This is a genomic window from Streptomyces sp. NPDC007095 (assembly GCF_040634475.1).
Taxonomy (GTDB): domain Bacteria; phylum Actinomycetota; class Actinomycetes; order Streptomycetales; family Streptomycetaceae; genus Streptomyces.
This window is the reverse complement of the sequence record NZ_JBEYFS010000097.1, coordinates 15,570-39,885: the sequence shown is the minus strand read 5'-3', so window position 1 is coordinate 39,885 and position 24,316 is coordinate 15,570. Positions and strand designations below refer to the sequence as shown.

Genomic DNA, 24,316 nt, shown 5'->3' with positions numbered 1-24,316 from the left:
CGCGGAGCGGGATATGCAGCGCTGGCGCGCTGCATAGAGCGCGAATTGCGCAAGCGCAATTCGAATTCCGGCGCAAGCGCCGGAATGGAATTCCGCAAACGGAATTCCGAAAGGAAGTCAATTCGCGCAAGCGCGAATTGAAGGGCACCCGCGCAAGCGCGGTCGCCGGGGCTGGCAGCAAGGGGAGGTGCATCACATTCGCACCTGTGTAGGGCTTGGGAATCCCAGCCACCACCCCCGCAACGGAGGTGACGGACCGTCGGCCTGACGGAGTGCCGGCCCCACTGCAGTGACGGGCTCCGCTGCGCTCCACCCTGACCCCTTCTCAACTCCCAAGACCCGTACGGGTAGGCTCAACAACACCCCACCAGCATACAGGACAACCGGCCGCTACGGGGCGAGATTCGGTCGTGTATCACCCTGGGGGTGAAAGTTGGCGCAAGAATGATGCATCACAGTGATGCACTGTGTAGAGTCTGGGGACAGACACCACACCCCCGGGACGCAGCCACTGCGCCGGGATTCCCTTTCTGATTACGCGCCACATTCCGCGAAAAGGAGAACACGGGACATGGCCGTGAAACTGCGTGACCACCAGATCGAGGCCGTTGCCGCCATTGTGCGCGGTCTCGATATCCCGCCGGGCGGTATCCCTTTCAATGGCCTGCGCGGCCAGGTACACGCCGCGTGTGGCACCGGGAAGACGATTATTGCTGCCGCGTCGGCTAAGCGGATTGTTCCCAAGGGGCGCATTCTCGTTTTGGTGCCGACGCTGGATCTCCTGGCGCAGACCGTGAAGGCGTGGCACGAGGCCGGGCACAAGGGGCCGGCGGTTGCGGTGTGCTCGCTCCAGGACGACCCGGAGCTGTGGAGCATGAAGGTGCGCTCCACCACGAACCCCGTGCAGCTGGCGCTGTGGCACGGCGAGGGGCCCGTCACCATCTACGCGACCTATGCCAGCCTCGGTGTCCTGGCTGAGGCTTTCGAGGGCGTCTACGGCCAACAGTTGGCCCCGATGGACCTCGCGGTAGTCGATGAGGCCCACAGGACTTCCGGCTCGATGGGTAAGGCATGGGCGGACATCCACGCCCAGAGCGTCATCCCGGCGCACCGCCGCCTGTACCTGACGGCGACGCCGCGGATCTGGGAAGAGCGGCTCAGCCGGGAGGTTGCCGAGGGGGTGCGGGATCCGCTGCCGAGGGAGATGGCGGCGAGCATGGACGACGAGAAGGTCTTCGGGCCCGTCCTGTACAAGCTCAGCCTGGCGTCGGCCGTCTCGCGCGGTCTGCTGGCGCGGTACCAGATCATCGTGCTGGAGCTCCAGGACCCGGTCGTCACGCCGGAGCGCCTGATGGGCGAGGAGCGGCGCAGCGAGGAGGTGCGGGGGCAGCGGCTCGGGGCGCTCCAGGCCGCGCTTCTGCACACGATGCAGCAGCACAACCTCCAGACGTGCATCACCTTCCACCACCGGACGATAGAGGCTCAGGCTTACGCGGAGGGCCTGGAGCGCGTCGCGGCGACGCTGCATGCTGACCAGCCGGAACGGTATCCGGCGAAGGTCTGGGCGGACTGGCTGTGCGGGGAGCATGTCCCGGAGCGCCGGCGGGGCGTGCTGGGGGAGTTCGGCTCCACCGCCTGGCGTGCGGTGCTTTCGAACTGTCGTGTCCTGGGTGAGGGTGTCGATATCAGGGCGGTGGACAGTGTCGCCCTGTTGGACCCGAAGGGGGCGCCGCACGACATCGTGCAGGCCATCGGGCGTGCTTTGCGGCAGAAGCCGGGGCAAGGGAAGTTGGCTTCTCTGATCGTGCCGGTTTTTCTCCAGCCGGGAGAGAAGCCGGAAGACATGTTCACTTCGGGTTCGTATCGGCCTTTGGTGAAGGTGCTCGAAGGTCTTCGGGCTCATGATGAAGAGGCCGTGGAATTGCTCGCGATTCCGCAGGAGCCGCAGAAGGACGTGGCGCAGCCGTCGGTGAGCATCGGTTCGGCACCTGAGGAAGGCGAGGAAGAATCCCGTCTGTTGCTCCGTTTCGCGGCGCCGCGTGATCCGGTGATGGTCGCGGACTGGGTCAGCTTCAACGTGATCGACACGGAGAAGCAAGATTGGGCGCGTGGCTGGGCGGCGCTGAAGAAGTTCACTGAGCGTGAGCAGAACGCCCGATGCCCCTACGGACACCGGGAGGGCGCGTTTCCGCTTGGGGCATGGGTGGCGGAACAGCGAAGGGCGTACGGGGCGGGGCAGATGACCGGCCAGCGCGCGCGGCGGCTGGAGAAGCTCGGCATGGTGTGGAGCGTCGCTGACGAACGCTTCCAGGAGAACCTGGAGGCCGCGAAGGCGTACTACGCGGACCACTGGACCCTCTGTGCTCCGAGGTCGGCAGCGGCCCTGGACAGGCCGGTGGGGCAGTGGTTGAGCAACCTGCGCCGCGCGGGTGCGCTGGAGGGACACCCGGAGTGGGAGACCGCGCTCAAGGAGATCGACGAGGACTGGAACCCGGCGTGGCCGGCGGAGTGGCAGCGGCACTACGCCGCGCTGCGCGAGCTGGTGGCCGACGAAGAGGGCCAGGCGGAGGTTCTGCCCGGGTTCACGGTCCACGCGATGGACATCGGGAAGTGGTTGGCCCGGCAGCGCAAGCCCGAGGTCTGGCAGGCCCTGACGGACGGGCAGCGCGAGCGCCTGGAGCGGCTCGGCATCACGCCGCTCGCCCCGGAGCCGGAGGAGCCCGGGAAGCCGTCCACGACGCCCGTGGGGGCCTTCGAGCGGGGCGTTGCGGCCCTGGCGCAGTACAAGGCCCGGGAGGGCTCTGTGACGGTCCCCAGGGCCCACGTAGAGCGGCTGGAGGGCGGCGCGGAGGTCAAGCTCGGGGTGTTCCTCAGCAACAGCAAGAGCCGCCGCGCGAAGCTGACCGCTGACAAGCTCGCCGCGCTGGCCGCCCTCGGGCTCAACTGGGCGGCATCCTGACGCTGTCGAGCGGACCCCGGGTGCTGTGTGCGCCCGGGGTCCTTCGCTGTCCCGGGCCTGCGGCATCGCACTGGAGTGCGTGTAGGCACTGGGATCCGGGCCGCTCCCCCTCGGGCTATGTGGCGGCGGCCGGGAGGGGTTCTGTGAGGCGGTCCAGCCTCTCGTAGAGGGCCCGTACGAGCCGGGCGCGGTTCTGGGCGCAGCGTGCGGTGCCCTGTATCGGTGCGGAGAGGCGTCCGGCGGCTTCGCGGAGGATGACTTCGGCGAGGGCGCCGCGGCCGTCGTTCTTCGGCAGGGCGGCGGCGTGACGCTGGACGTCGGCGGCGACCGCACGGGCGTGACCGGTCAGCTGGAGGGCGATCTGCTCGAAGTCACCGGGCGTGAGGTTCGGGTTCTGCCACGCGAGGACGGCGGTGACGAGCGCTTCGTACGGAGCGCGGTCCAGCGGGAGTTCGGCGTCGACCAGGCTCTGGGGGTCGTAAAGCACGGTGTGAGCTCCGCTCATCGCTTCCTCGCCGCGTCGCACTGGCCGCCGTCGCTTGGGGCGGCCGGAGCGGTGGTGGCGAGGAAGCGGGCGTAACCGCGGTTGGCGCGGGCGATCAGCGCCGGGGAAGGCCGGCCGAAGGCGGGCGGCTGGAGTCCGCGTCCTTGTTCTACGGGCCCGGCGGGTGTGGGTGCGCTCATGGGCACCGCCTCCGTTGCTGGGTGCGTCGGTGGCGTTCGACGCTACGGAGGCCGCCGCTCGTTCCTCAACGAAATTGCGGGTAATTGCGGAAGTTCACTCCAGGGCGTCGATCGCGGCCTGGATGAGGTCGCGGGCCGCGTCGCCGTACACGGCCATCTCCGCGAGTCCGGCGAACGCCTTGGCGTAGTCGGCCAGTTCGCGCGGCTGCGTCACGTTGATCTCTGCGGTGAGCGTCTCCACCACGGCCTGGAAGTCGTCGTGGAGGTAGAACGCCTCCAGCGGCCACACAGTGCGCTGCGCGGTGAACGGAATGATGCCCAGCGAGACGGACGCCAGCGGCATCACGGCCAGGAGGTGGCGGAGCTGCCCGCGCATCGCGTCGGGGTCGGCGGTGCGGAAGCGCAGGACGGATTCCTCTATGAGGACGACGAAGAGCCGGCCGCCCTCGTAGAGGAACCGGGAGCGGGCGACGCGGGCGGCGACGGCTTCGGAGACGTCGTTCGGCGTGCCCTGGAAGGCGGTGATCTGGTTCATGAGGGCGGTCGCGAAGCCGGGGGTCTGGAGGAACCCGGGCGGCACGTTGGACAGGTACGACCGGCAGACGCGGGTGCGCTCGTACAGGGCGTAGAAGTCCTCTTGGACCTTGCGCATGCCGTTGCGGTGCAGGCGGCGCCACTCCAGGTACATGGAGTCGACGGCGCGGGCGGTGGCGATGAGGTCGTCGGCCTGGTCGTCGGCGCCGCACGCCGCGCACCAGATGCGGATGTCCGTGTCGGAGGGCGGGGCCTCGCCTTTTTGGATGCGGGTGGTCTTGGCGGGGTGCCAGCCGCACCGGGCGGAGAGTTCCTTCCCGGTGAGGCCGGCGTCCTTGCGCAGGTGCTGCAAGCGCACGGCGAGCGCTTCGCGGGCTCCCTGGGCGCTGGAGGAGGGGGAGGCGGTCATGTGGCTGCTCAGGGGGTTCAGACGGTGTACTTCTCGTGGGGGATTCCGCGCTCCCACACGGTCTCGAACGCCGTGGCGCACAGGTTGACCGCGGCCGGGTCCTCGGTGAACTCGAAGCCGGGGTTCGCCCAGTCTCCGTCGCCGGTGAAGAAGTGGAACACGGCGAGGCGGTCGTCGATCAGCCAGAAGTCGTTGCCCGGCAGGGGGATGTCGGAGGCGTGCCGCCTGGGCAGCCAGCGCACTTGTTCGCCTGCGCCCAGGTTCAGCGGGGTCACGGCGTGCTCCCACCGGATGTAGTCGGTGACCGGTTCGGAGACGATCCGGGCGCGGCGCATGACGACACCCCGGGCCAGGGTGTCCTTCACGATGCCGAGCCACTCGGGCCAGAACGAGGCGGTGGCATCCAGGGTGATCTGGCCAGTGCGGGTGAAGCGGTCGATCTCTTCGACCTCATCGCCGACGCCGTAGACGTCGCGCATCTCCAGATGCACGGCCGTGTGCTGTGCGCCGCCCAGCAATTCAGCGAAGTCCGGCACGCTGTTCTGCGACATCACAGGCCTCCCTCAGAATCGCCACCATGCGGGCGGGAATCCGGATCACCGTCTCGTGCGGCGGGATCCCCGCCTGATGGCCGGGCACCCACTCGGTTCCGCTCACCTGTGCCTTCAGCAGTTCTTCGGCTTCCTCGCCCTGAAGGACCAGGTCAGCGCTCTCCTCTTCGACCCACACCGTCGGCGATCCACCGCCTCCGGTGTTCGGGTCGATCCCGACGAACCGTAACGTCATGACGGTCTCCCCTGTCGAGCTGGTTGCGGATAGTTGCGCACCGACCGTCCCGCGCCGACGCGACGACGGTCAAGCCCCCGCAAGGGCGCATCGCCTGCGCTGGCGGCACAACGACGGCCCGGTGCCAGGGAGATGACACGAGGCGCTCTGCCCCAGCCTCACGTGGCGCCGGGGCGGGTGAGCCCGAGCACGACCGGGGCCTCCCCCGCGGGTCCGTGTTCGACCCAGAACTGGTGAGCAGACAGGATCGAGCGCAGCGCCTGGTGCATGGCGGCCTGCTGGGCGTGGACCAGCCCAGCGGGCAGGTGGAGGACAGCCGTAGCATCCTGCCGCCACAGCACCCGCAGCGCATGACGACAGCCCGGGACCGGGGCCAGGCCCACCCCGCTCTCCTCACCGTCCGCTGCCGCCTCGAGGCTGTACGGCGGCAGGCCGGCCAGCAGCACGACCCCCAGCACCGCCCGTGCCAGCTCTTCCTGCGCCTCGGTGAGCGCCGCGCCATCCGGCACCGCCAGGCCCGCAAAGTAGCGCGCCTGCTGCTCGTGGTTTCCGCCGCGTGGGTCCATGGTGCTCCCGCTCCTCATCCGGGTGACGGCTGCGTTGTACGTCGTCGCCCGCTGCAACCTGCCCGGCGGTCAGAGATTCCTGAGGCCGCTGAGCACTCTCTCCAGCAGCCCCGCATCGAGCCGGCCGCCGATGGCCTCGGCTCCGTCGGGTTGATGGATGGCCACCAGTCCCGCCGCCGCCATGCCAGCGATGAGCATGCGCGCGACACCGAGAGGCACGCGGAGAAGCGCTGAGATCTCGGCAACCGACTTGGTCTCTCGGCACAGTTCCCAGATGCGCACATGCTCGGGCAGTAGTCCGTGAATCTGGGAACGGTCCGCCGTGCTGCGCACCAGCGCCTCCACTGCGAGCCTGTGGCGTCGCCTGGCTGATCCGCTCTCAGGATCCAGGCCGACCGTGGCGGCCCGGCTAGCAAGCACACGCTCCGCGTTCTTCCGTCGGCGGGCCTCCGCCGTTACGCGTTCAAGCGCGGCCGCGACGGTCTCCGGCCTGGAGTACCGGGCGACGAGCTGGGTGTAGGTGGTGTCGATGTCAGCCGACTCGGGCTCATCGAGGGCGCTGCGTGTCGGGTCCATCGCCGGCCTCCTTCTGGATCGCACTGCTGACTGCCCGCCGCGCGTGGGCGAGATTGCCCCGCGCCTGTTCCGGGGTGCATCCGAGAACGTCGGCGATCTCCGACGGTGTCATGTCGACGAGCGTCAGCGTCATGACTTCCCGCTGCCGCGGAGGCAAAGCCGCGACCGCGGAGCCCGCGATCAACGCCAGTTCCACCGCGGCAAGGTCGTCCACTGCCCTCTGATCGACGATTTCCCGGTCGGGCAGTACGGCCGCCTGCTGCTTCCCCTTCAGAAGGCAGGCATGGCGTAACGCGACGGTTCTCACCCAGGCCTGCGGCATGGACACCTTCCGCCAGTGAAGGAGAAGGCGCGTCATGGCCTCGGCCGCAGCGTCCTCCGCGATCTCCGGGGTGAAACCACGGTAGGCGATCAGCATGGCGACCACCCTGGGGTACTGACGCTGGAAGAACGCCGTGTATCCGTCGGACTCACCGTCCACTCCGATCGTCCTTCCGACCCGGACGGGCCTCACGTCCGCTCCTGAGCCCCACGGCAAGAACCACGACGATGATCAGCAGGATCAGCACGGCCGAACCGAGCGTGACGGTAGCCGACTTGGTGGTTACGTAGAAGGTGCCCAGGCCCCCGAGAACGGAGTTGATAAGCAGCACCAGGCCCGCTATCTCACTCCGTCCCAGGCTGCTTTCCTCCGCCCCTGTCACGACTGGCCGCCCGGGCACCTCTTCCTCTTCAGCGGATCCGGCCACAGGATCGGGAGTGGAATCAGGCAGCCCAGGAAGCCGCGCGCTGTTGTCCGTCATGCCTCTCTAGAGCCCGCGAATCCCGCTCGCATGAAATGTGACACCGGTCACTGCCGGGAATCGCAGGGTCAGGGCAGCTCGCCCCGCTGCCGGCCTCGGTCCTCTCTCAGTCTTGTCCGCGCACCAGGACGACGGTGGAGAACTGCTCGCTCCCCTCCGCACCGAAGACGTTGTGGGTGGGATCACCGTCGAAACAGCACCTGCGTCTGGTGGGACAGGGGGAGCGGCCACAAGGCGACGAAGATTGAGATACTGCCTCCTCGTTGAGACGGGGAGGCCTGGTTGATCATCTTTGATACGAACGCGGTGAACCTTCTGCCGCCTGAAGGACCGCGTGCCGACATCATCCGGAAGTTGCGGCAATCGAAACACCACAGGGTCGCCGTGCCGTGGATGGTGCTGGAGGAAATGGCCGCTCATCAGGCACAGCTCTACCCGGTCAAGCACCAGGCGGTCGTGAACACCCTGGAGAGGCTGCGGGACATCCTTCCCTGGGAGCCGGAGAGCTCGCTGGAGCCGCTGGACCTGGAGCGCTTCCTGGATCACTGGCGAGAGGTCTACGGAGAGATCTTCGAGGTGATCGAGACCAGCGACGGGGCCATACGCAGGGGGTATCAGCGGGAAGCGATGGCCTTGCCGCCGGCGAAACGCGTCAAGGATCACTCCGAGGGCGGCCGTGATGCGGCGATCTGGTTCTCCGTCCTGGAATTCCTCGAACAGAACCCGGGCCAGCACGTCCACTTCGTCACGAACAACAGCAAGGATTTCAGCGACGGGACCGGCTACCCGTACCCGATGAACGACGACATCCGCGGCGTGGAAGACCGGCTCACCCTGCTGCAGGACTTCGACCAGGTCGTCTCCCAGTTCACCAAAGAGGTGTCCGGGACGGACGCGGAAGCCGCGGCGGGTGAGCTCCTGAGGTCGCTGCCTGTGCGGGAGCGGGTTGCTCAGACGGCCGTAGAGGTTCTCAGCTCGCCCACGGGATTCGCCGGCCTGGGGACCTCCGACGTCGCGGTGGAGTGGCGTGAGTGGCTCGCTTCACCCGAGGTGGATCTCCTCAGCGTCACGGACGTCACCGGACACGAGATCGAGGGCGACGTCTGGTACACGGCCAAGGCCAGCTGGCTGCTGTACGGCCTCGCTCTCAACGGGGAGGAAGCGAAGCCGCGGTACATCGCCTGTGTATGGCAGATGAAGGTCCTCTTTTCGACCGCCGAGGGTGATGCGGCGCCCACTCTTCTCGTGACGGAGGATCCATCACCACCGGACACTGGCGACGAGCCGTGCATGAAGATTTTGCAGGGTCTCAAGAAGCGCGTCGCTGGCGTTGCCGCAGGTGCGAAGCGGAATGTGGTCGCTGCACAGTCCTCGATCGATCGCCTGGTCGCCCAGGATCTCTCGCCCTCGTTGCGTAGCCTCGACCTGGCCACCAATCAGCTTTCCCGGAAGCTCGCCGCCGACCACGCAGCGCTCCAAGCACTGGTCGACAACCCGGCGGCAAGGCTCGCCCAGAAGCTCGCCGCAGACCGAGCCGCGCTACAAACTCTGTTCGATAACCCGGCGCAAAAACTCGCCCGGCAGTTCGCCGAAAACCAGGCAGCGCTACAGGCCCTGATCGATAACCCGGCGCAAAAACTCGCCCGGCAGCTCGTCGAAAACCAGGCAGCGCTACAGGCGCTGATCGACACGCCGGCGACACGGCTCGCCCGGCAGCTCGCCGACTCCATGCCGAAGCTCGACATCGCCACCGCGGCGCCGCACCCGAACGCTGGTGACGATACGTCCGAGGAGGATGCAGAGCAGTTGGAACCCTCAGGTGTCGGCGAAGACAGTCCCAAAGATGAACCGGATACCGACGGTAGCGGCCAACCTGAATGACAAGGCGGCCGTCGCCATCTGGCAGCCGTCGGCTATCGCGTGACACGGACGCCTCACGGTGTTGAACAGCCACGACTCATACGCCGGGCCCCGGGGATGTCTTCTCCCCCGGGGCCCGTAGCGTGTTCCGCCCCGGTCAGGAGGCGCCGGTGGCCCGCCCGAGGGCTTCGGGGTCGGTCAGGGTCAGCACCTGCGCCTGGCGGATGGTGTCGCCGTGCCGTACGACGTGGACGCAGCCCCGGTGCGGGCGCCCGCGGTGCTTGGGGGCGGGGCCGGCCGCCAGGGCGAACTTGCGCCAGGTTCCGGTGGTGACCTGTCCCAGGATGACGGTGGAGAACTGCTCGCGGCCTTCCGGTCCGAGGACGCTGAGGGTGGGGTCGCCGTCGAAGAGCACGTGGATGCGGGCGATGGCGCCGGCGAATAGGACGTCGGTCAGCGCGGTCAAGGCCGGGGACACCTTCGGGTCGCCCGGCCGACGGACGTTCTCCCAGTGGCGGGCCAGCCGTCGCAGGGTGGCGTCGCCGCTCTCGAACACGACGACCAGGCGCAGCAGTCCGGCGTCGGAGCCGTGGCGGTCGGCGACGTCGATGCGGCGCCGGAGCTCGGTGGCAAGGCCGACCAAGGCGTCGTGGATGTCGGCGACGTCGGCGCGGTACGTCACCGTCGGCAGCTCGCGCGCCCACGGCTGGGAGATCCGCTTCATGTCGAGGACCAGGGCGTGGGCGCCGTGGTGCAGGAGCTGGGCGGTGAGGGTGCGCAGGATCGTTGAGCTTCCGCCACCGCTGCACGTGGAGATCAGGACGTGCGGGGCGCCGTCCAGGTCGACGGTGACCGGCTGCCCGTCGGTGCCGATGCCGATCACCGCCATCGCGGCGGGCAGGACGTCCAGCGCCTCGCGCACGGGGGCGGTGAGGCGGAGCAGGTCCGGGAGCATCGTCTTCTTCGTCATGGTGGGCCGTTCCTTCCAAAGGGGGTGAGGTGCGCCTGGTGAACCGGGTGTTCTCCAGGCCGGGCTGGACGGTGGCGGTTCAGTCCAGGTCGGTGGTGCCGACTGCAGCGCGGGGCCGGTTGCGTGCCCAGCGCTTCAGATCGCCGACGCGGTAGAGGAGTTCGGCGCCGCGCTTGCCCGCCGGGGCCGGGAAGCTGGGGTCGTGGGCGCGGGCGTAGCGCAGGGCGGCGAGGGTGATCTCCGGCAGGTGGTGTTCGTGGGCCTGGCGCAGCCCCACCGCCTGGTCGTCGTCGACCGCGGCCGGGGTCGCTGGCGACGTCGGCGACGTCGCTGCCGGGACCGTGTCGTCCGGGTCGGTGGCCAGGGCCTGGACAGTGGGCAGAGCGGTCTGAGCGGCCACCTCCTGGGTGGTGGGCAGGGTCGGCGGCGCATCGTCCACGGTGGCAGTGGCGGGGCTGTCAGCGGCCTTCTGGAGCTGTACGGGGGCGGGGTGGGGCGGGATGGCTGGCCGTGTCTTCGCGTTCGCGGTGGGCTGCGGGCCGGTGGTGGCCCACTCGCGGGCTTCGGCGTCGGTGAAGAACAGCACCTGCGTCTCGCTCGCGGTGCCGCCGATGACGACCTGGGCGCGGCCGGGGTGCTTGGTGGACTTCGGCGCGGGGTGGACCTCGGGGGCGAGCATGCGCCAGGCGTTCAGGCTGTAGCGGGCGAGGATGCGGGTGGCGAACTGCTCGCGGACCTCCGGGCCCCCGAGGGCGCGGGCAGTCGCGGACTGCGCGACCAGGAGCACGTGCATGCGGACCTGGCGGCCCATGTAGAGGACCTCGTTGAGCGCGTCGATCGCCGGGGAGACCTTCGGGTCGCCGGACTCGCGGGTCCGCTCCCAGTAGCGGGCGAGCTGCTTCATCGTGGCGTTGACCTCTTCGAGGAGGATCAGCAGCCGCGGGCCGATGGCGTCCGGGTCGGCGTCGATGCCGAGTTCGTCGGCGACGCGCACCCGGCGCCGGCCTTCCCAGCCGAGCTGAATGAGGGCGTCGTGGATGTCGGCGATGTCGGCGCAGTAGGTGACGGCCGGGATGCCGCGCGCCCAGGGGTGGGAGATCCGCTTGTAGTCGAGGATGTACGCCTGTGAGCCGTTGTGGAGCATCTGGCAGGTGATGCAGCGCAGGGTCACCGACTTGCCGCCACCGGTGGAGGCGTTGACCAGGATGTGCGGCGAATCGGCGTCCAGGTCGACCGACACCGTTTTGCCGCTGGTGCCGATGCCGATGACCGGCGCGGACTCCGGGGCCTTGGCCACCAGGTCCCGCACCTTGGGGTCCTTGAAGGCGGCCTTCTTCGGCGGGCGGCGGGTCTTCTTCACCAGCACGTACGGCTTGCGTCCGGCCGGGTGCCAGGAGAACGTCACGCCCTCGAGGGCGAGTTTCTGGGTGATGAGGTCGGCGACCACGTCGCGGGAGAACCGCAAGGACACCGGCAGGTCGACGCGTATGGACGCGTCGTCGTCACTGAAGTTCTTCGGGACGTGGAGGTAGCGGCGCGGGTCGGTCTGCTCCGCGATCCCCAGCGGCTGCGCGAGCGCCTGGTGCAGCGGGCCGACCCACTCCCGCATCAGCTCCCGGCGCTCGCGGGTGAGGAGTCCGTAGGCGAGTCCGCCCGCGGCCGCGACGGAGGCCGCGCCGATCCCGCCCGTCTGCAGGGCCACGAGAGGGGCGGCGTCCGGGTTCTCCCACCAGGCCCTCGCCGTCTCCTGGTGCTCCCACAACCCCCAGCCACCCGCAGTCGCCGTGCTCAGGCCGGTCATCCGGAAGGCGAGGCGCTGCCACCCGGCCCGGTACGACGAACGGGAGACACTGCCCTCCACCTTCGGCAGGACGCGGGTTCCGGGCTGCCAGAACGTGGCGTCGGTCCGCTTCACGCCGTCCATGTCCCGGCCGCCCAGGAACCGGCCGATGCCGAACATGACGGCTTCAGCTGTCTCTTCCACCTGCCTGTCGAACTTCGTCTGTGCCATCGACCGTGCCTTTCGGTGTGCGCCCCGGCACCTCACACCCGGAAGCGGACACGAACCGTAAAACGGTTTACCTGTGGATAAAGTCCAGCGATCCGGCCCCCAAACCCATTTGAAACTTTGGTTGTCGCAACTCGCCTACGTGACCTACAGTTGTCGCATGGTTGATATGTGGGAGCTCGACAGCGAGGCCATCGAGGAGCGGGTCGCCTTCCGGGCGCAGGTGCGTGACCAGGTGTGGCGCGAGACGAAGAGGCGCATGCGCTTCCTGGGCTTCAGCGAGCAGGAGGGCCCCGCCACCCCGAACGCGCTCGCCCCCACCTCCGCGGCCGCCAAGGCGGTGCACCTGATGTACCTGGAGGTCGCCACGGAAGTCGGGAACGCTGCGCGGGAGCTGGCCGCCGACGCCGCCACTCGCGCGGGCCGGGCTGCCGCCACCTACGCGGACCTGGGCGAGGCCGCCGGGATCACCCGTCAGGCCGCCCGCAAGCGGTGGCCGGACGCCGTCGGCACCCAGTGGACCCTGTACACCCTCACCGGCAAGAGCCGTCCGCACGGCATGACCACCCAGGTGTTCCGCAGCAGCGGCAAGGCGACCGAGACCGGACGCACCGCCGTGGACGAAGGCGCGCTCGCCGACGACGGAGCCGTGGGCGCCGTCGTCATCAACTCCGCTCGCGAGGCCGTATGGGCCTGCTACTTCAACGACGGCACGTGGGCCCCAGAAGAGATCGCCATGCCCGAGGACCTGCAGACCGTGCCCGCCCCGGGCAGCCCCGAGCACGGGGAATGGCTGCACAAGTTCGACCGGTTCATCACCAGCAACCTGTGACCGCCCGCCGGTCACACGCCGGGCCCGGTCCTCCGTTGGGGGTCCGGGCCCGGCTGCGTGTCTACCGTGGGGCCGTGACTACGCCCTCCGACGACGCTGCCGAATCCGCGCCTGTGCCGGTCCGGGTCGTGCTGCCCGCCGATCCCCTGCTCGGGACTGAGCAGCAGGAAGTCGTCGCGCGATTGTGGAAGCGGCGGCAGACCGAGACGGGCTGGGCCTACCTCGTAGGGCTGCCGTCGTTCCGAGATCGAGAGGACGGCGGTGTGGAGGCGGCGGAGTACCGGGTGTGGGTGCGCGCCCCCGACCACGTACGGCCGGTCAGCGGCGTCGACTACGACCAGGTCGTCACCGAGAAGCTGGAGCGGTCGCCGCAGGCGGTGGTCCGGGAGGTCCTCGGGGAGCGCCGGCCTTCGGGGTGGGTGCTTGCGAAGCTGCGCGACGGCCGCGGCCCGGCCCGCTCCGTCCTGCACGCCCCGGACTGCGAGGAAGCGCCGACGGGCGCGCCGCTGCTCGATGTGGACCGTGCCCTGGACGCGGCAGAGCATCCGGGCACCCGGCTGTGCACGCTGTGCGGAGCCGCGCAGGAGCTGACGCCTCTGCTCCGTGGCTTCGACCACATCACCGGCTCCGCCCCCGATGACTCCTGACCCCGGCCGCCGCACCGTCGGCGGCCCCGGCGCGGCGGCCCCGCCCGGCGCGCAACAGCAGCGAGCGCGCCCCGATCCCCGGCAGCGGCCGCGCCGCCCATTCCTGCCCTCCCTCTCCTCTAACTCCAGCCAGGGCATGGGCAAAAGCGGTCGCTACGGGGATGTCAGAGGCCCGACCACGCCCGTACGGTGGGGGTGACCTGCACGGATGCGGCAGCGTTGGTGAGGCTCGTGCAAGAGAAGTCGCAAGAGTTGCCGCAGGAGAAGACGCAAGAGTTGGCGCAGGAGATGTTGCCGCGCGGCAGACCGGAGCGCGGTTCGAACAGCAGTACCTTTGCCTCGTGGCAGCTTCGTACGACTTCCCCCAGGACCTGACCGACGCTCAGGACGAACTCCGTCAGGTCCGCGCTGATCTGCGGACGGTCTACCAGCGGGTGCCGTGGTCGGCCGAACCGCTGGAGGCGTGGGAGATGCACGAGAACGCCTGGCGGCCCTCGTCCCGGCCCGCCTCCCCCGGCTGGGATCCCCAGGACGCGGCGGAGATCGCCCGGCTACGGGCGCGGGAAGTCGAACTCGCCACGGCGATCGTCACGCACGCGTACTGGAGCGAGTTCGCGCCGGCCGACGTCCTCGCAGCCCGTGACGCGCTCAAGCGCCACCACGAGCAGCAGATGGCCGACGCCTCCAGCTAGCCGCCGACCGCTTCCCCGGCCGCCGCACCGTCGGCGGCCCTGGCGCGTCGGCCCCGCCCGGCGCGCAACACCGGCGAGCGCGCCCCGATCCCCGGCAGCGTCCACGCCGCCCATCCCGCCCTCCCACTCCTCAACTCCAGCCAGGGCATGGGCGAAGGGGGTCGCAACGGGGATGTCAGCGGCCCGACCACGCCGTACGCCTGCGGTGACCTGCGCGGACTCCGAGGCTCGGGGAAGGTGGGCGCAACCTCCACCGCAACGCCCAGCGCAACCGAACGATGTGCTCGCCGGGCGGTGTCAGCGATCCACGGCCGGGAGGCCGGCCAGGCCGGTGTCGAGCATGATGCGGTCGACGGTCGTGTCGAGAGTGCTGTCGGCGCCGATGACGGTCTCGACTCCACCGGGCAGCAGATCACACGACCGGTACCAGTCCCGCAGCTGCGCCTCGCTGACGTCGTCGGCGATCGGCTTGGTGGCGTGCCGGGCGACGGTTTCCTCGAACGGCACGTCCAGGTAGTAGCCGTGGGTCGGGCCGCGATGGTCGGCGCGCAGCTGGGCGAGCATGTCGCCGTAGCGGTCGGCGTACAGGATGCCCTCCATCACGACGTGGAACCCGGCGTCCAGGGCGTAGCGGGCGGTCAGGTCGATCAGGCCGATGTTGGCCGCGCCAGGTCGGTCCCGCTCGCGCAGCACGATGCGACGCAGGTTGTCCTGGCCGACCAGGGCCAGGCCGCGGCCGAACTTCTCGCGGATGTCGGCCGCGATGGATGACTTGCCCGAGGCGCTGTTGCCGCGCAGCACGACCAGTCTGGTTTCTTCGGTGCCCACCCTCACGCGGGCACGCTACCGGTCGGCGGGTACGGCGAGGGGCGTTCTGACCTGCCACGGACGGGGCGCGCGGCAGCGTGGTCGGCGTCATGGTCGGTGGCGACAGCGTGGTCGGCGCCGTGGTCGGGCTACTCGGTGGTGTGGTCGGGGCTGTGGTCAGGGCGTGCCGGAGTAGTAGAAGCGGCAGCTCACGCCAGGGCCCGGGGTGTGCGGTCCGCCGGGGCGCGGGTCGTACAGCGACCGCCCGCCGGGGAACTGTCCGAGCTCGGTGGACAGGGCCGCGCCGTCGCCGACTTCCTCTGGCCGCCAACCCGTGGCCGTATGCGCCGGCCCCTGAAGCTTCAGGGGCCGGAGAGGCGTTCGGGGTTAGATCGTGCGCGAGAACATTTGCTCGCCGGGGAGCGGTGAGGCGCCGACGTCGGGGTGCCTAGAGCTGCCAGGGAGGATGACCGGCTCCCCCGGGGCGTGGATGGTGAATCCGTGGCGCCGGTAGAACCGAGCCAGGGTGGCATCCCCGGCGGTGAACTGCCCGTACGCCAAGAACGCGCGGTGATCACGGTGGATTGCCAGGGCCTTGGTGAGAAGGGCGGAGGCGATGCCCTGGCGGCGGTAGTCGTCTGCGACGGCCAGGGCGCGGAGCTTGACGTAAGCCATAGCGGTAGCTCCCAGGGCGACGGGGTCTGCTCCGTTGCGCTCCATACCGCCAAGGACGGACAGGGGCGGGATGCTGGACGAGATGCCGACGATGCACCCGGTGGGCGTGTGTTCGGCGACCAGGAAAACGATCCGTCCGGCTCCGAACTGGCTGGTGAGCGGGCCACCTTCGTCGATGGCTTCGCACATGGCCTCGCGGTCGTCGAAGTCGCCGTGTCCTTCCATGGCGAGCGCGGCGAGATCGGTGAATGCCTTGCCTTCCCCGGGGCGGGTCTCTCTGATCTGGATGTTGTCAGGCAGTTCATCGGGGCGGCGGCGTCGGACCTTGCCAGGCTTGTGTCGTCCCACGAGCGTCCTCTCGGGTTTGGGGTAGGCCGTGCCTCCGCCCTGGTCACCAGGGGGTACCTGGTGACCAGCGCGGAGGCACGGTTACCAGTAGGGCGGAGGGCCGTACGGGTTGAGGGCTAAGGCGGTTATCACGCCGCTGGAGGCGAGGATGATGGCGCATTTCTTTCGACTCGGGGGTCCCAGGGGGCGCGCTCGAATCCTTCGCCGGCGAAGGCGAGCCTGACCTTGTCGACGTTCCCATTGGCCAGCTTGTGTTTGCTGCGGCCGCAGGTGTTGACGGTGACCGGGGCCTCAGGGGGAATCGCGGACCGTGCACGCGCGGGCGGCCGGCGAGGACACCCACCCGCTGACCTGCCATGGTCGGGCTCATGGTCAGGCGTCCCCGGGCCTTGGTCGGCCTGTGGCTGGACCTACTCGGTGGCGTGGTCAGGGTCGGGGAGCTCCGGCGGGAAGTGGCGCTCCAGGATCTCCGCCCACCGGTGCAGGACCACGAAGCCGGTCGTGTCGGTCTGCGCCTGGACCAGCTCGCTCAGCTCCGGTACGCCGGTGCGGAGCCTGGGGTGGCAGGCCGGAGTCGAGTGGACGCTGCTGTGGATCGAGAACACCGCCAGCCGGTTGACCGAAGGCAGGCCATAGCAAGTTGGTGGAGGTCAGCAGGACAGCAGCACACTGACCCGCCGGTGGCCGGAGGCGGCGGGTCAGGGCGTGTCGCCGGAGTAGTAGAAGCGGCACATCACACCCGGACCGGGCGTGCGGGCTTCGCCGGGGTCCGGGTCGTACAGGGCGCGGCCGCCGGGCCACCGCGACAGCTCGGTGGGCAGGGCGGCGCCGTCGTCGACTTCCTCCGGCCGCCAGCCCGTGATGTCCAGCAGCAGTCCGTCCAGCGGCCCGCCTATCAGCGCGGCGTATGTCTGGTGCGGGAGGGGGCCGGGGTCGGGGTCGTCGTGGTCGTGGCCGTAGACCCGGCCGCGCAGCAGCTGCTCGTCTCCGTTCATCCGTCCAGCGTCGCAGCCGCCACCGACAACGCGGGCCTGCCCAGGACGCTGTGGGCTTGCCCGCGCCGCCGGGTGGAATGCTTGCCCGGGTCAGGTGCGCCAGCGTCCGAGCCAGCCGCCGGCCTTCCGCGCGGCCTGCTCGGCTTCCTGCTCCTGGCGGAGGCGCTCCTGCTCCTGGCGCTCGCGTTCATCGGCTTCGGCCTGCCGCTCGGCTGCGACGGCCCGGCTCTGGCAGTCCTCGCACAGGTGCGGGTGTGACTGACCCCGGCCCCAGTCCCGTACGTCGACCGCCGTCCATCGGTCGTCGGTGAACTTGTTCCCGCAGTCCGCGCACGCGGGGCGCCGGGCTTCCCGTTCCGCTGCTTCCCGTTCCTCGCGGCGTCGTTGCTCTTCCCGGGCGGCCTGGTGGCGTCGGGCGAGGGCGGCGTCCCGGCGGGGGTTGCCGATCGCGTCCAGCAGCGGCTCGCGGTGGTCGCGGCCGAAGCGCCAGAACGCGGGCCCGGCCGGGCCGCTCTCACGCAGCAGATCCAGCGTGGTCGCCACGATCGGAATGCAGCCGTCGTAGGAGTGGTAGCCGTCCTCTCCGTGCCACCGGCCTTGCCAGTGGTCGCGGGTGAGGTCAGCGACCGTCTGCATCTGGCTCTTGGCGGAGCGCTTGCCGACCTGGTGGAAGACCAGTAGGACCGGCGGGTGCACCCGCTCGTACCCCTCCCAGGCGGGTGCGGACCAGCGGGTGCGCCACATCGGCTTCTCGATGCCGTCGGTGTCCTTCTCCTTCCTCTTGAAGAACCGGGCGTACTTGTCGAACTTCCTGCCGATCAGCACGGCTTCCTCGGTGCAGTTGTCGACCTCGATGAACAGCAGCGGCACACCAGCCTCTGGCGCGGTCAGGACGACGTCGGCGCGGGCACTGCCGATCGCGGGGTTCTTCCAGGTGCCCTTCACCGGGAGCGCGACCTCGGTGGCGTAGGAGGTGATGGTGCCGATCCCGTCGGGTGCGTCAACGGCAGCCCGCGCGGCTGCCCGTGCTTCGGCTGGCTGCTCGGTGAGCCGGTCGAGGTCGGGCTTCGGGCGGATCAGCGCGATGACGGTCTCGTTCACCGTCATCGGGTGCGAGGCACCGGAGCGGCCCGCGCTCTTGGGCATGCCACCCATCTCTTCCGGCTCGCGGTCCAGGTCGATCGCGGCGGCGGCCAGCCCGGCCGCGGTGAGCAGCCGGACCTCCTCCCCGCCCCGGGTGCGGCCGCCGTCGACGGACAGGCCGTGACGACGGAGATCGTTCGCCGCACCTCGGTGGGAGGCAGTGCGCGCTTCCTTCCGCGCAGACGCCGTCTCCTTCGTCGTGTGCCGGTAGGTCAGGTGCGGTGAGGCCAGCCGCTGTATCTGGTCGGCGGTCGCGACCTTGAGCACCCCGAGCACGCACAGCACATCCGCACGCAGGCCGTTCGACGATCCCGCCTCGTTCACCCTGCGCTTGCCCGCCATCAGCCCCGCCCTCCCACCGTCCGCGTCCGGCCACCGGCCGGGCGCCGGCCCCCGGCCGCAGAGGGCACCGGGCCCCCGAACCCGATGATCTCCTCCCCCACCGACATTCCCTTCAGTTCTTTCAGGGTCAGGAGTAGAGAAGAGGGTTGTGACGATCCGGAGCGGTCCCGGAAAGGCGTGGTGACCTGCGGAAACGCAAGGTGCGCGGGAGCTGGGCACGGAAGTGGCATCGGCAGTGGAACCGGAAGCGCCGGCGGCAGGAGCTCACCCGGGCTTGCCCAGCACCTGGGCCGGCGGGCCAGACCGGGCAGGACAGCAAGGTCCGGGCGGCGGGTGGGGCTCCAGGATCCCGGAAGGGCACGGCGGCGGGAAGGGGTGGCGGGGCCGGGCACGGGCGGCGTGGGCACGATGTCCTCGCGTTTCTCCGGCACCAGGGCCGGGGCGGGCGGCTGTTGGTCCGTCCCGCGCGCACCCGGCGCGTGCGGGACGGGTGCCACCCTGCGGGATCACCCCTTGTCCGTGACCTGGTCACCCCGGCCCACGGTGTCCGTTTTACCCCTTGACCACCCCTTGACCGGACGGTTCGTCCGTAGCCGATGTCACACCGCCCAGCACCCCCTGGCGGCCTCCTGGGCCTGCCCCGCGAACCGACCGTATCCAGCAGGTCCCCGGTACGGTTCTGCCCACATGGCTCACCGATGGTCAGGTGGGCCCGTGCGGGAGGGGACCCCGCGAGCAACACCGAGGGCAACAGCATCGTCGTCACTGAGCCCATCCACGATCTCTACCTTCAGATGCTGATCAAGCTCTTGGAGCACAATGACCCTGGCGCAAGCATGAGCATCACCCTGAGCACGAGCAGCGGGGTCATCTACGGGCAGCTCGTCACTCGCCAAACCTGGAAGGGCTTGTGGACGGAGTTCCTCATGACGGAGGGGGGCGTCGAAGCGGGGGCGTACGGGACCTTCCCGGATGCCGTCGATTCAGCATCGGCCAAGGTCCAGGAAGCAGAAGGCTCCGAGCAGTCCGAAGGTGACGGTCTGCCGCGCTTCATCCATCTGAAGAACGTCACCCTGCTCGCTCCGACCGACAGCCCGATAGCGCTGCCCTTCTGGCGTGGCCGCCTGGACTCCGTGAGCGGCTGGTCCAATGGCAAGCCGACACCCTGATCCCGGCTGGCCCGGGCGCACCGGCCCGCGGTGCCCGGCACTCCACCCGCGCCATCGCCCGGAGTCAGAGGCGCACCAGTGCGCGCCGGGCACGCGAGGCGCGTTGTGTTGTGCGCGATGCAACACACTCCCCCACCGGCGGTGCGCACCGGATGCTGTGCACTCCCCAACCGGTGCGCACGATGCCGTGCACTCGCCACAGGCGGTGCGCATCGTGGTACAGGATGCGCACCGGTGCGGCGGCCGGGAGTGAACGTCATCGCCGGTGCGCGCACCGGTGCGCAGGATGAAGTTCTTCGTGGCGTGCCTCGGTGCGCGCGACGCGGTTCATCGCCGGGGCGGTGCGCACTGCGTCATTCGGTTCATCTCCGGCGGCGCATGCGGTGACGCGCGGATCGCCACGGGTTCGGGCGGCCTCCGGGGGTACTGCCGCATGCAGCGGCGGCGCTGCGGCGGCTTCGGCGGAGGGTATAGCGCCGCTCGCAGTCGGACCGCGTTGGTGAGCTGCTTCAGGCGCGCTCGTTGCGTCGGTGAGAGCTCTGGCGGGATCGGTTCAACCATGTGGGCCTCCGTGCTTGATGAGTCGGTCCCCGCGCTCTCGCCCCTCCCGGTCGGCGCCGGGGCCCGACCGCCGGTCGCGTCCCGGCTATTGGCTCGGTGACTTCGTCAGCTGTCCCGCAGGGCGGAGCCGGGCAGCCGGCCCGGCGTACCGGAGGGGTACGCACGGACGCCCACGGGGGTCTGGTCCGTGGGCGTCGGTGTGTACGGCGGCGGTCAGGCCTGCTGCATCGTCTTGAGGTCGTGCAGCGTCAGCTCGTTCGTGCCGCGGTCCGCCGCGCTGCTCTGGGTCCAGGCGAGGATCGCCGGGTGCGCCTCCTCGTACGGGGTGCCGGCGGCCGTGTTCTCCCCGTTGGTGGCGGCGACCTGGGTGAGGTAGGCGGCCAGGGCGTGCGGGCCGCCGCCGCTGTAGCCGACGTTGTACCCGAGGGCGTTCTGCTGCGGCAGGATCGACAGGAGCCCCTTCTCTGTCCGGGCCCAGAACAGGCCCCCGCTGACGATGAAGCGGCTGAAGGTGTCCTCGGGGCGCAGATCAAGCGGGGCGTACGTCTGGTAGGTCCATTGGTCCGTGCCTCCCTCGCCCCGGTGTTTGAAGTGCTTGCCCACGACGGGCAGCCCGAACTCGGGGTCGTAGAAGGTCCGGCGGCACACGCAGCCCGACCCGGCAACGGCTGACGGACTGTCCTTGTCCTCCTCCACACACGGGTGGAACAGGGTCGGGATCTTCTGCTGCTCCACGAGCGTGCAGTGCAGGGCGTTGGGCTCGCAGCGCACCAGTCTGCCCAGCCACTCCTGCGCGAGAGGGGTCTGCCTCTCGATGGACACGTCGGCGTTCAGTGAGTTGGAGGCGATGCTCAGCCGTGGCTCGGTGTAGACGACGAAGTGCAGGTAGCCGTTCGTCGGATCGGTCAGGTTCAGTTCGCGGGCCTGGTAGGTCAACGTGGCGCTCCAATGCAGGGTGAACCTGGCGGCCTGGGCGGGGCCGCGGGGACCGGTGATGGGTCAGGCGGCGCGGTGTTCGGGGCGCAGGGTGAGGCCGCGGTGCAGGAACTGTTCGGTGTCGTCCGGTCCGAGTCCGAGGGCGCGGGAGACGGCTGCGCCTTCGTTGTCGTGGACGAAGGCGAGCAGGATCTTGCGGCTGGCGGGGTCGGTCATGGTCCGGCGGGCGGCTTCGACGGTGTGGGCGACGCAGCCGGTGGTGCCGTCTTCGACGATGTCCCGCCGCGTGGTGCCGTCCCAGACGTTGAGCTGGAGGTGGGCGCCCTCGGTGGAGCAGTCCTCCTTGGAGTCCGCACCGAGCACGCACCGTCCAAGCATGGCGGCGTGGGCGTGGCGCTGGAGGTAGACGGCCTTGCCCAGGAGGCGGTCGACTTCCTTCTCCGTGTTCTCGCGTGCCTTCTCGGGGCTGACGAGCGAGGTCTTCGGGTTGTAGGGCTGTACCCGGATCTTCAGCGCCGAGAGGCTGCGGGCGAGGTCGTCGGCGATGCTGAGCAGGCTCACGAGGTTGACGTCGCCGCGCTGCCGGGGCGGCGGCAGTTCGTCCGGGTAGCTGTCGAGCGGTTCCAGGGGTTCGTACAGGTCGGTCAACGCGGTTCCTCCCACTCGGGTGCCAACGCTTCCCGATTCTCGATCCGCCCCGAGACGCAGACAGTGCGAAGGCGCAGATCAGCCACGCGCTGGCCGGTTGACATCCCCTCACTGTCCGGGGGCTGCTCCCCTGCCCGGGTCCGGCTGGGGCGTGTGGTGCTGCTGCTGATCAGCGGGGCCGACCGCGTCCGAGGCCGGTTGCCCGGTCTGCTGGAGATGGTCGGCGACGGCGCGGCGACGGGCGTCGGCCGCGCGCTTCCAGGCGGCGAACCGGTCGAGGTTCTCCGGAGTGCGTATCCACGTCTCCGGGTCGGTCGTGCGGCCCTCCAGCTGCTCTGGCATCGCGGCCTGCTGGTGGGCCTGGACGGCGGCGGCCTGCTGTGCCGGGGTGTGGGCGGCGTCCCGGTCCGGGTGGTCGACAGCGTGCGGCGCGGCCGATGCGGTCGCGGCCGGTGCTCCGTCCGGCGCGGAGCGTGCGATGCGGGCGTCGCGGATCGCGTTCTGCAGGGCGAGGCTGGCGACCCGGGCACGCTCGTACCCGCTCGACTCCCGGGGCGGTTTGCCGCCGGTGCCGGCGATCCACCACCGGTGGGGCCAGGCGAAGTCGGCGGTGTAGGTGACCTGGTCCGGTGCCGGCATCGGGCGGCCGGGCTGGGGAACGGTGAGCTGGCGGGAGTGGCGGGCCAGGGCGCGGTCGGCGATGTAGTCGTCCAGGCCTCGCGTGAACTCGCGGCCGCGCAGGGTCTCCAGGAGGTGCCGGCGGGCTTCGGCCAGGACGTGGCGGCGGGCGAAGGTACGGCGCACGGTGAAGACGATCGCGGCGACGTCGACAGCAGCGAGGACGGCGTCCACCTGCGGGCTCACCCGGGCCCGGATCGCCTTCCCTGCTGCCCGACAGCGCTCCAGGAGCCCGTCGACCATCTTCTGGCCGAAGCGCAGGATCGCGGACGTACGCCACCACGCGCGCAGCTGCTCCAGCGGCTTCGGTGTCTTCTTCTCCCGGCGGGTTTCCTGTGCCGCCCACCAGCCGAGTCCGTGGCGGCCGCGCTCGCCGGGTAGCCGCCCGTGCTTGGCGACGTAGGTGTCGGTGATGCCCTCCAGGGCCGCGTCGATCTGCTCGCGGCGGGTGGCCGACCAGTCGATGAGGTCCTGGTCCACCCCGGCTATCTCCATGACCGGACGCAGGCCCGGCGTCACCTCCCGGGGCACAGTCGCCAGTCCGAGCTCCTCACACACCTGAGTCGTCATCGCCAATGTGTAGAGCGTCCCGGCCGCCACGACGTTCTGGTAGAGGCGCCTTGTGTCGAGCGCACCCCAGGTGCCGTCCGGGCGCTGCACGCGGTTGAGAATCAGGACGTGGTCGTGCAAGAGCGGGAAGCCGTCGCGGTTGTCGAAGTGCCGCCACCTCGAAGCCACCAGCGCCGGTGCCTTGGCGCGCTTGCGGCCCGAGGACCACCGGGTCTCCGCGACCTCATCCTCCAGCCAGCGCAGCACGGTGTCGATGGCCCGCTCGTGCGCCCGCTCGATGACCCACCGAGTGTGGTCATCTCCCAGCGCCCACAGCACGATCAGGGACGCCTGCGCCCTAAAGACGAAGTCGACGGCGAACAGCGGGGTCAGCTTGCGTTTCTCGATCTCTTCGGCCGGCTGACCGAGAACGGTGGCCAGCCGTGCCGTCTCCGCATCGGCGCCGTCGTCCAGGAGCTCGCGCTCCATCCGGTCGGCATCCGGGTGCCGGCCCTGCCCGTACACCAGCTCCATCTGCCGCTGCGTCACCGCCTCCCCGGCGGTGAGCCCAAGCGCGGACAAGCCGCGCCCCATCCACACCCCGGGCGGGAGCCCGGCCATCTCCTGGGCGTCCTTCAACGCCTGGCGGGCCGGACGGCGACCGTCCCCGAAGGCCACCCCACGCACGTAGTACCGCCAAGCGTTCCGTCTTTGAACCTTCGCAACACTGATCATCACTACAAGAGACACCGGCTCTGACCTGCGTAAAAGACCCGATCCCGTGGGGCGGGAGAGTTCAGCGAACCTTCACGACCGGTCCCGTCCGACGGGCGCCAGCCGCTGCCTCAAGCCCGGCAGGCGGGCACCGCTTTTGCACTCGCCGCCCCTGTAGAGGGCCAGGCAAATGCTGCGCGTCAGCCAGCCACCCACGCCTCACACGCCCCAACAATCGACAGCAGACGACTCCACCGCCAAGATGCGCACACCTACGTATCGCTCCCGCCCCCCGACGGCCAAAGACGCCCCGCCCCGCACTACGTCACTGACTCCCTTCCACCCGAGCAAGACACTTCGCCGCCCCGGCAACGCCGGGCTTCGAATGGCAAGGACATGGACTGAGTTCGATGCTGGCGGACATC

General features: G+C 69.9%; 25 protein-coding genes. 6 read left to right on the top strand and 19 right to left on the bottom strand.

Annotated elements, in window-relative coordinates:
* Nucleotides 1-571 precede the first annotated feature (571 nt).
* Entirely contained in the window at nucleotides 572-2,959 is a 2,388-nt protein-coding gene (locus ABZ656_RS29595) for a Helicase associated domain protein (RefSeq protein ID WP_360271576.1), read from the top strand.
* Nucleotides 2,960-3,074: 115 nt separating this feature from the next.
* On the opposite strand, the gene ABZ656_RS29590 is transcribed toward ABZ656_RS29595, so the two are convergent.
* The 9 genes from ABZ656_RS29590 to ABZ656_RS29550 all read right to left on the bottom strand — a co-directional run bounded on the left by ABZ656_RS29590 (nucleotide 3,075) and on the right by ABZ656_RS29550 (nucleotide 7,317).
* Entirely contained in the window at nucleotides 3,075-3,464 is a 390-nt protein-coding gene (locus tag ABZ656_RS29590; RefSeq protein ID WP_360271573.1) for a DUF6415 family natural product biosynthesis protein, read from the bottom strand.
* Entirely contained in the window at nucleotides 3,461-3,643 is a 183-nt protein-coding gene (locus ABZ656_RS29585) for a hypothetical protein (protein ID WP_360271570.1), read from the bottom strand. The genes ABZ656_RS29590 and ABZ656_RS29585 overlap by 4 nt, the downstream gene beginning before the upstream one ends.
* 94 nt (nucleotides 3,644-3,737) lie before the next feature.
* Complete coding sequence (locus tag ABZ656_RS29580) at nucleotides 3,738-4,586, bottom strand: helix-turn-helix transcriptional regulator (protein WP_360271567.1); 849 nt, start codon at nucleotides 4,584-4,586, stop codon at nucleotides 3,738-3,740.
* A 17-nt stretch (nucleotides 4,587-4,603) separates the two neighbouring features.
* Nucleotides 4,604-5,137, bottom strand: a complete 534-nt coding sequence (locus ABZ656_RS29575; RefSeq protein WP_360271564.1) for a DUF6879 family protein — start codon at nucleotides 5,135-5,137, stop codon at nucleotides 4,604-4,606.
* The gene (locus ABZ656_RS29570) at nucleotides 5,106-5,372 is read right to left on the bottom strand and encodes a hypothetical protein (RefSeq protein ID WP_360271561.1); all 267 of its coding nucleotides are present in this window, start codon (nucleotides 5,370-5,372) and stop codon (nucleotides 5,106-5,108) included. The genes ABZ656_RS29575 and ABZ656_RS29570 overlap by 32 nt, the downstream gene beginning before the upstream one ends.
* Before the next feature lie 158 nt (nucleotides 5,373-5,530).
* On the bottom strand, nucleotides 5,531-5,938 hold the full coding sequence (locus ABZ656_RS29565) for a hypothetical protein (RefSeq protein ID WP_360271558.1): 408 nt from the start codon (nucleotides 5,936-5,938) through the stop codon (nucleotides 5,531-5,533).
* Between the two features lie 69 nt (nucleotides 5,939-6,007).
* The gene (locus tag ABZ656_RS29560; RefSeq protein WP_360271555.1) at nucleotides 6,008-6,514 is read right to left on the bottom strand and encodes a DUF742 domain-containing protein; all 507 of its coding nucleotides are present in this window, start codon (nucleotides 6,512-6,514) and stop codon (nucleotides 6,008-6,010) included.
* Complete coding sequence (locus ABZ656_RS29555; RefSeq protein ID WP_360271553.1) at nucleotides 6,486-6,995, bottom strand: sigma-70 family RNA polymerase sigma factor; 510 nt, start codon at nucleotides 6,993-6,995, stop codon at nucleotides 6,486-6,488. The genes ABZ656_RS29560 and ABZ656_RS29555 overlap by 29 nt, the downstream gene beginning before the upstream one ends.
* Nucleotides 6,985-7,317, bottom strand: a complete 333-nt coding sequence (locus tag ABZ656_RS29550) for a hypothetical protein (protein ID WP_360271551.1) — start codon at nucleotides 7,315-7,317, stop codon at nucleotides 6,985-6,987. Before ABZ656_RS29550 ends, ABZ656_RS29555 begins: the two co-directional genes overlap by 11 nt.
* Before the next feature lie 282 nt (nucleotides 7,318-7,599).
* Here ABZ656_RS29550 and ABZ656_RS29545 point away from each other — a divergent pair, with 282 nt between their 5' ends.
* Nucleotides 7,600-9,198 carry a PIN domain-containing protein gene (locus ABZ656_RS29545; RefSeq protein WP_360271549.1) on the top strand — a complete coding sequence of 533 codons (1,599 nt, stop codon included), beginning with the start codon at nucleotides 7,600-7,602 and terminating at the stop codon, nucleotides 9,196-9,198.
* A 136-nt stretch (nucleotides 9,199-9,334) separates the two neighbouring features.
* Here the strand turns inward: ABZ656_RS29545 and ABZ656_RS29540 are convergent, their stop codons facing one another.
* Together ABZ656_RS29540 and ABZ656_RS29535 are read right to left on the bottom strand one after the other, a co-directional pair.
* A complete protein-coding gene (locus tag ABZ656_RS29540) occupies nucleotides 9,335-10,147 on the bottom strand; it encodes a hypothetical protein (protein WP_360271547.1) in 813 nt (270 codons plus the stop codon).
* Nucleotides 10,148-10,226: 79 nt separating this feature from the next.
* Complete coding sequence (locus ABZ656_RS29535) at nucleotides 10,227-12,158, bottom strand: DUF87 domain-containing protein (RefSeq protein WP_360271545.1); 1,932 nt, start codon at nucleotides 12,156-12,158, stop codon at nucleotides 10,227-10,229.
* A 157-nt stretch (nucleotides 12,159-12,315) separates the two neighbouring features.
* On the opposite strand from ABZ656_RS29535, the gene ABZ656_RS29530 reads away from it, so the two are divergent.
* The 3 genes from ABZ656_RS29530 (at nucleotide 12,316) to ABZ656_RS29520 (ending at nucleotide 14,326) form a co-directional block, all read left to right on the top strand.
* Complete coding sequence (locus ABZ656_RS29530) at nucleotides 12,316-12,987, top strand: hypothetical protein (RefSeq protein ID WP_360271543.1); 672 nt, start codon at nucleotides 12,316-12,318, stop codon at nucleotides 12,985-12,987.
* A 113-nt stretch (nucleotides 12,988-13,100) separates the two neighbouring features.
* Nucleotides 13,101-13,634 (top strand): DUF6233 domain-containing protein, encoded by a 534-nt coding sequence (locus ABZ656_RS29525; protein WP_360271579.1) that lies wholly within the window; start codon nucleotides 13,101-13,103, stop codon nucleotides 13,632-13,634.
* Nucleotides 13,635-13,975: 341 nt separating this feature from the next.
* The gene (locus tag ABZ656_RS29520; RefSeq protein WP_360271541.1) at nucleotides 13,976-14,326 is read left to right on the top strand and encodes a hypothetical protein; all 351 of its coding nucleotides are present in this window, start codon (nucleotides 13,976-13,978) and stop codon (nucleotides 14,324-14,326) included.
* A gap of 297 nt (nucleotides 14,327-14,623) precedes the next feature.
* Here ABZ656_RS29520 and ABZ656_RS29515 read toward each other — a convergent pair whose 3' ends face one another.
* The 5 genes from ABZ656_RS29515 to ABZ656_RS29495 all read right to left on the bottom strand — a co-directional run bounded on the left by ABZ656_RS29515 (nucleotide 14,624) and on the right by ABZ656_RS29495 (nucleotide 18,636).
* Nucleotides 14,624-15,160 (bottom strand): AAA family ATPase, encoded by a 537-nt coding sequence (locus ABZ656_RS29515; RefSeq protein ID WP_360271539.1) that lies wholly within the window; start codon nucleotides 15,158-15,160, stop codon nucleotides 14,624-14,626.
* A 360-nt stretch (nucleotides 15,161-15,520) separates the two neighbouring features.
* A complete protein-coding gene (locus ABZ656_RS29510) occupies nucleotides 15,521-16,156 on the bottom strand; it encodes a GNAT family N-acetyltransferase (protein ID WP_360271537.1) in 636 nt (211 codons plus the stop codon).
* A gap of 410 nt (nucleotides 16,157-16,566) precedes the next feature.
* Complete coding sequence (locus tag ABZ656_RS29505; RefSeq protein WP_360271535.1) at nucleotides 16,567-16,761, bottom strand: hypothetical protein; 195 nt, start codon at nucleotides 16,759-16,761, stop codon at nucleotides 16,567-16,569.
* A gap of 93 nt (nucleotides 16,762-16,854) precedes the next feature.
* Nucleotides 16,855-17,151, bottom strand: a complete 297-nt coding sequence (locus tag ABZ656_RS29500; protein ID WP_331756869.1) for a hypothetical protein — start codon at nucleotides 17,149-17,151, stop codon at nucleotides 16,855-16,857.
* 90 nt (nucleotides 17,152-17,241) lie between these two features.
* The gene (locus tag ABZ656_RS29495; protein WP_360271533.1) at nucleotides 17,242-18,636 is read right to left on the bottom strand and encodes a replication-relaxation family protein; all 1,395 of its coding nucleotides are present in this window, start codon (nucleotides 18,634-18,636) and stop codon (nucleotides 17,242-17,244) included.
* Between the two features lie 794 nt (nucleotides 18,637-19,430).
* On the opposite strand from ABZ656_RS29495, the gene ABZ656_RS29490 reads away from it, so the two are divergent.
* A complete protein-coding gene (locus tag ABZ656_RS29490) occupies nucleotides 19,431-19,805 on the top strand; it encodes a hypothetical protein (protein WP_360271531.1) in 375 nt (124 codons plus the stop codon).
* Between the two features lie 774 nt (nucleotides 19,806-20,579).
* Here the strand turns inward: ABZ656_RS29490 and ABZ656_RS29485 are convergent.
* From ABZ656_RS29485 to mobF, 3 genes are all read right to left on the bottom strand, one after another.
* Nucleotides 20,580-21,302: a hypothetical protein gene (locus tag ABZ656_RS29485; RefSeq protein ID WP_360271529.1), complete on the bottom strand. Its 723-nt coding sequence runs from the start codon at nucleotides 21,300-21,302 to the stop codon at nucleotides 20,580-20,582.
* 63 nt (nucleotides 21,303-21,365) lie between these two features.
* Nucleotides 21,366-21,950, bottom strand: coding sequence for a hypothetical protein (locus ABZ656_RS29480; RefSeq protein ID WP_358583332.1), 585 nt, complete (start codon nucleotides 21,948-21,950; stop codon nucleotides 21,366-21,368).
* Nucleotides 21,951-22,058: 108 nt separating this feature from the next.
* Complete coding sequence (gene mobF / locus ABZ656_RS29475) at nucleotides 22,059-23,912, bottom strand: MobF family relaxase (RefSeq protein WP_360271527.1); 1,854 nt, start codon at nucleotides 23,910-23,912, stop codon at nucleotides 22,059-22,061.
* Nucleotides 23,913-24,316 lie beyond the last annotated feature (404 nt).

Coding starts and splice junctions, on each gene's coding strand:
- ABZ656_RS29595 (WP_360271576.1), top strand. CDS start 572: ATGGCCGTGAAACTGCGTGACCACCAGATCGAGGCCGTTGCCGCCATT.
- ABZ656_RS29590 (WP_360271573.1), bottom strand. CDS start 3,464: ATGAGCGGAGCTCACACCGTGCTTTACGACCCCCAGAGCCTGGTCGAC.
- ABZ656_RS29585 (WP_360271570.1), bottom strand. CDS start 3,643: ATGAGCGCACCCACACCCGCCGGGCCCGTAGAACAAGGACGCGGACTC.
- ABZ656_RS29580 (WP_360271567.1), bottom strand. CDS start 4,586: ATGACCGCCTCCCCCTCCTCCAGCGCCCAGGGAGCCCGCGAAGCGCTC.
- ABZ656_RS29575 (WP_360271564.1), bottom strand. CDS start 5,137: ATGTCGCAGAACAGCGTGCCGGACTTCGCTGAATTGCTGGGCGGCGCA.
- ABZ656_RS29570 (WP_360271561.1), bottom strand. CDS start 5,372: ATGACGTTACGGTTCGTCGGGATCGACCCGAACACCGGAGGCGGTGGA.
- ABZ656_RS29565 (WP_360271558.1), bottom strand. CDS start 5,938: ATGGACCCACGCGGCGGAAACCACGAGCAGCAGGCGCGCTACTTTGCG.
- ABZ656_RS29560 (WP_360271555.1), bottom strand. CDS start 6,514: ATGGACCCGACACGCAGCGCCCTCGATGAGCCCGAGTCGGCTGACATC.
- ABZ656_RS29550 (WP_360271551.1), bottom strand. CDS start 7,317: ATGACGGACAACAGCGCGCGGCTTCCTGGGCTGCCTGATTCCACTCCC.
- ABZ656_RS29540 (WP_360271547.1), bottom strand. CDS start 10,147: ATGACGAAGAAGACGATGCTCCCGGACCTGCTCCGCCTCACCGCCCCC.
- ABZ656_RS29535 (WP_360271545.1), bottom strand. CDS start 12,158: ATGGCACAGACGAAGTTCGACAGGCAGGTGGAAGAGACAGCTGAAGCC.
- ABZ656_RS29530 (WP_360271543.1), top strand. CDS start 12,316: ATGGTTGATATGTGGGAGCTCGACAGCGAGGCCATCGAGGAGCGGGTC.
- ABZ656_RS29500 (WP_331756869.1), bottom strand. CDS start 17,151: ATGAACGGAGACGAGCAGCTGCTGCGCGGCCGGGTCTACGGCCACGAC.
- ABZ656_RS29495 (WP_360271533.1), bottom strand. CDS start 18,636: ATGGCGGGCAAGCGCAGGGTGAACGAGGCGGGATCGTCGAACGGCCTG.
- ABZ656_RS29490 (WP_360271531.1), top strand. CDS start 19,431: ATGCTGATCAAGCTCTTGGAGCACAATGACCCTGGCGCAAGCATGAGC.
- mobF (WP_360271527.1), bottom strand. CDS start 23,912: ATGATCAGTGTTGCGAAGGTTCAAAGACGGAACGCTTGGCGGTACTAC.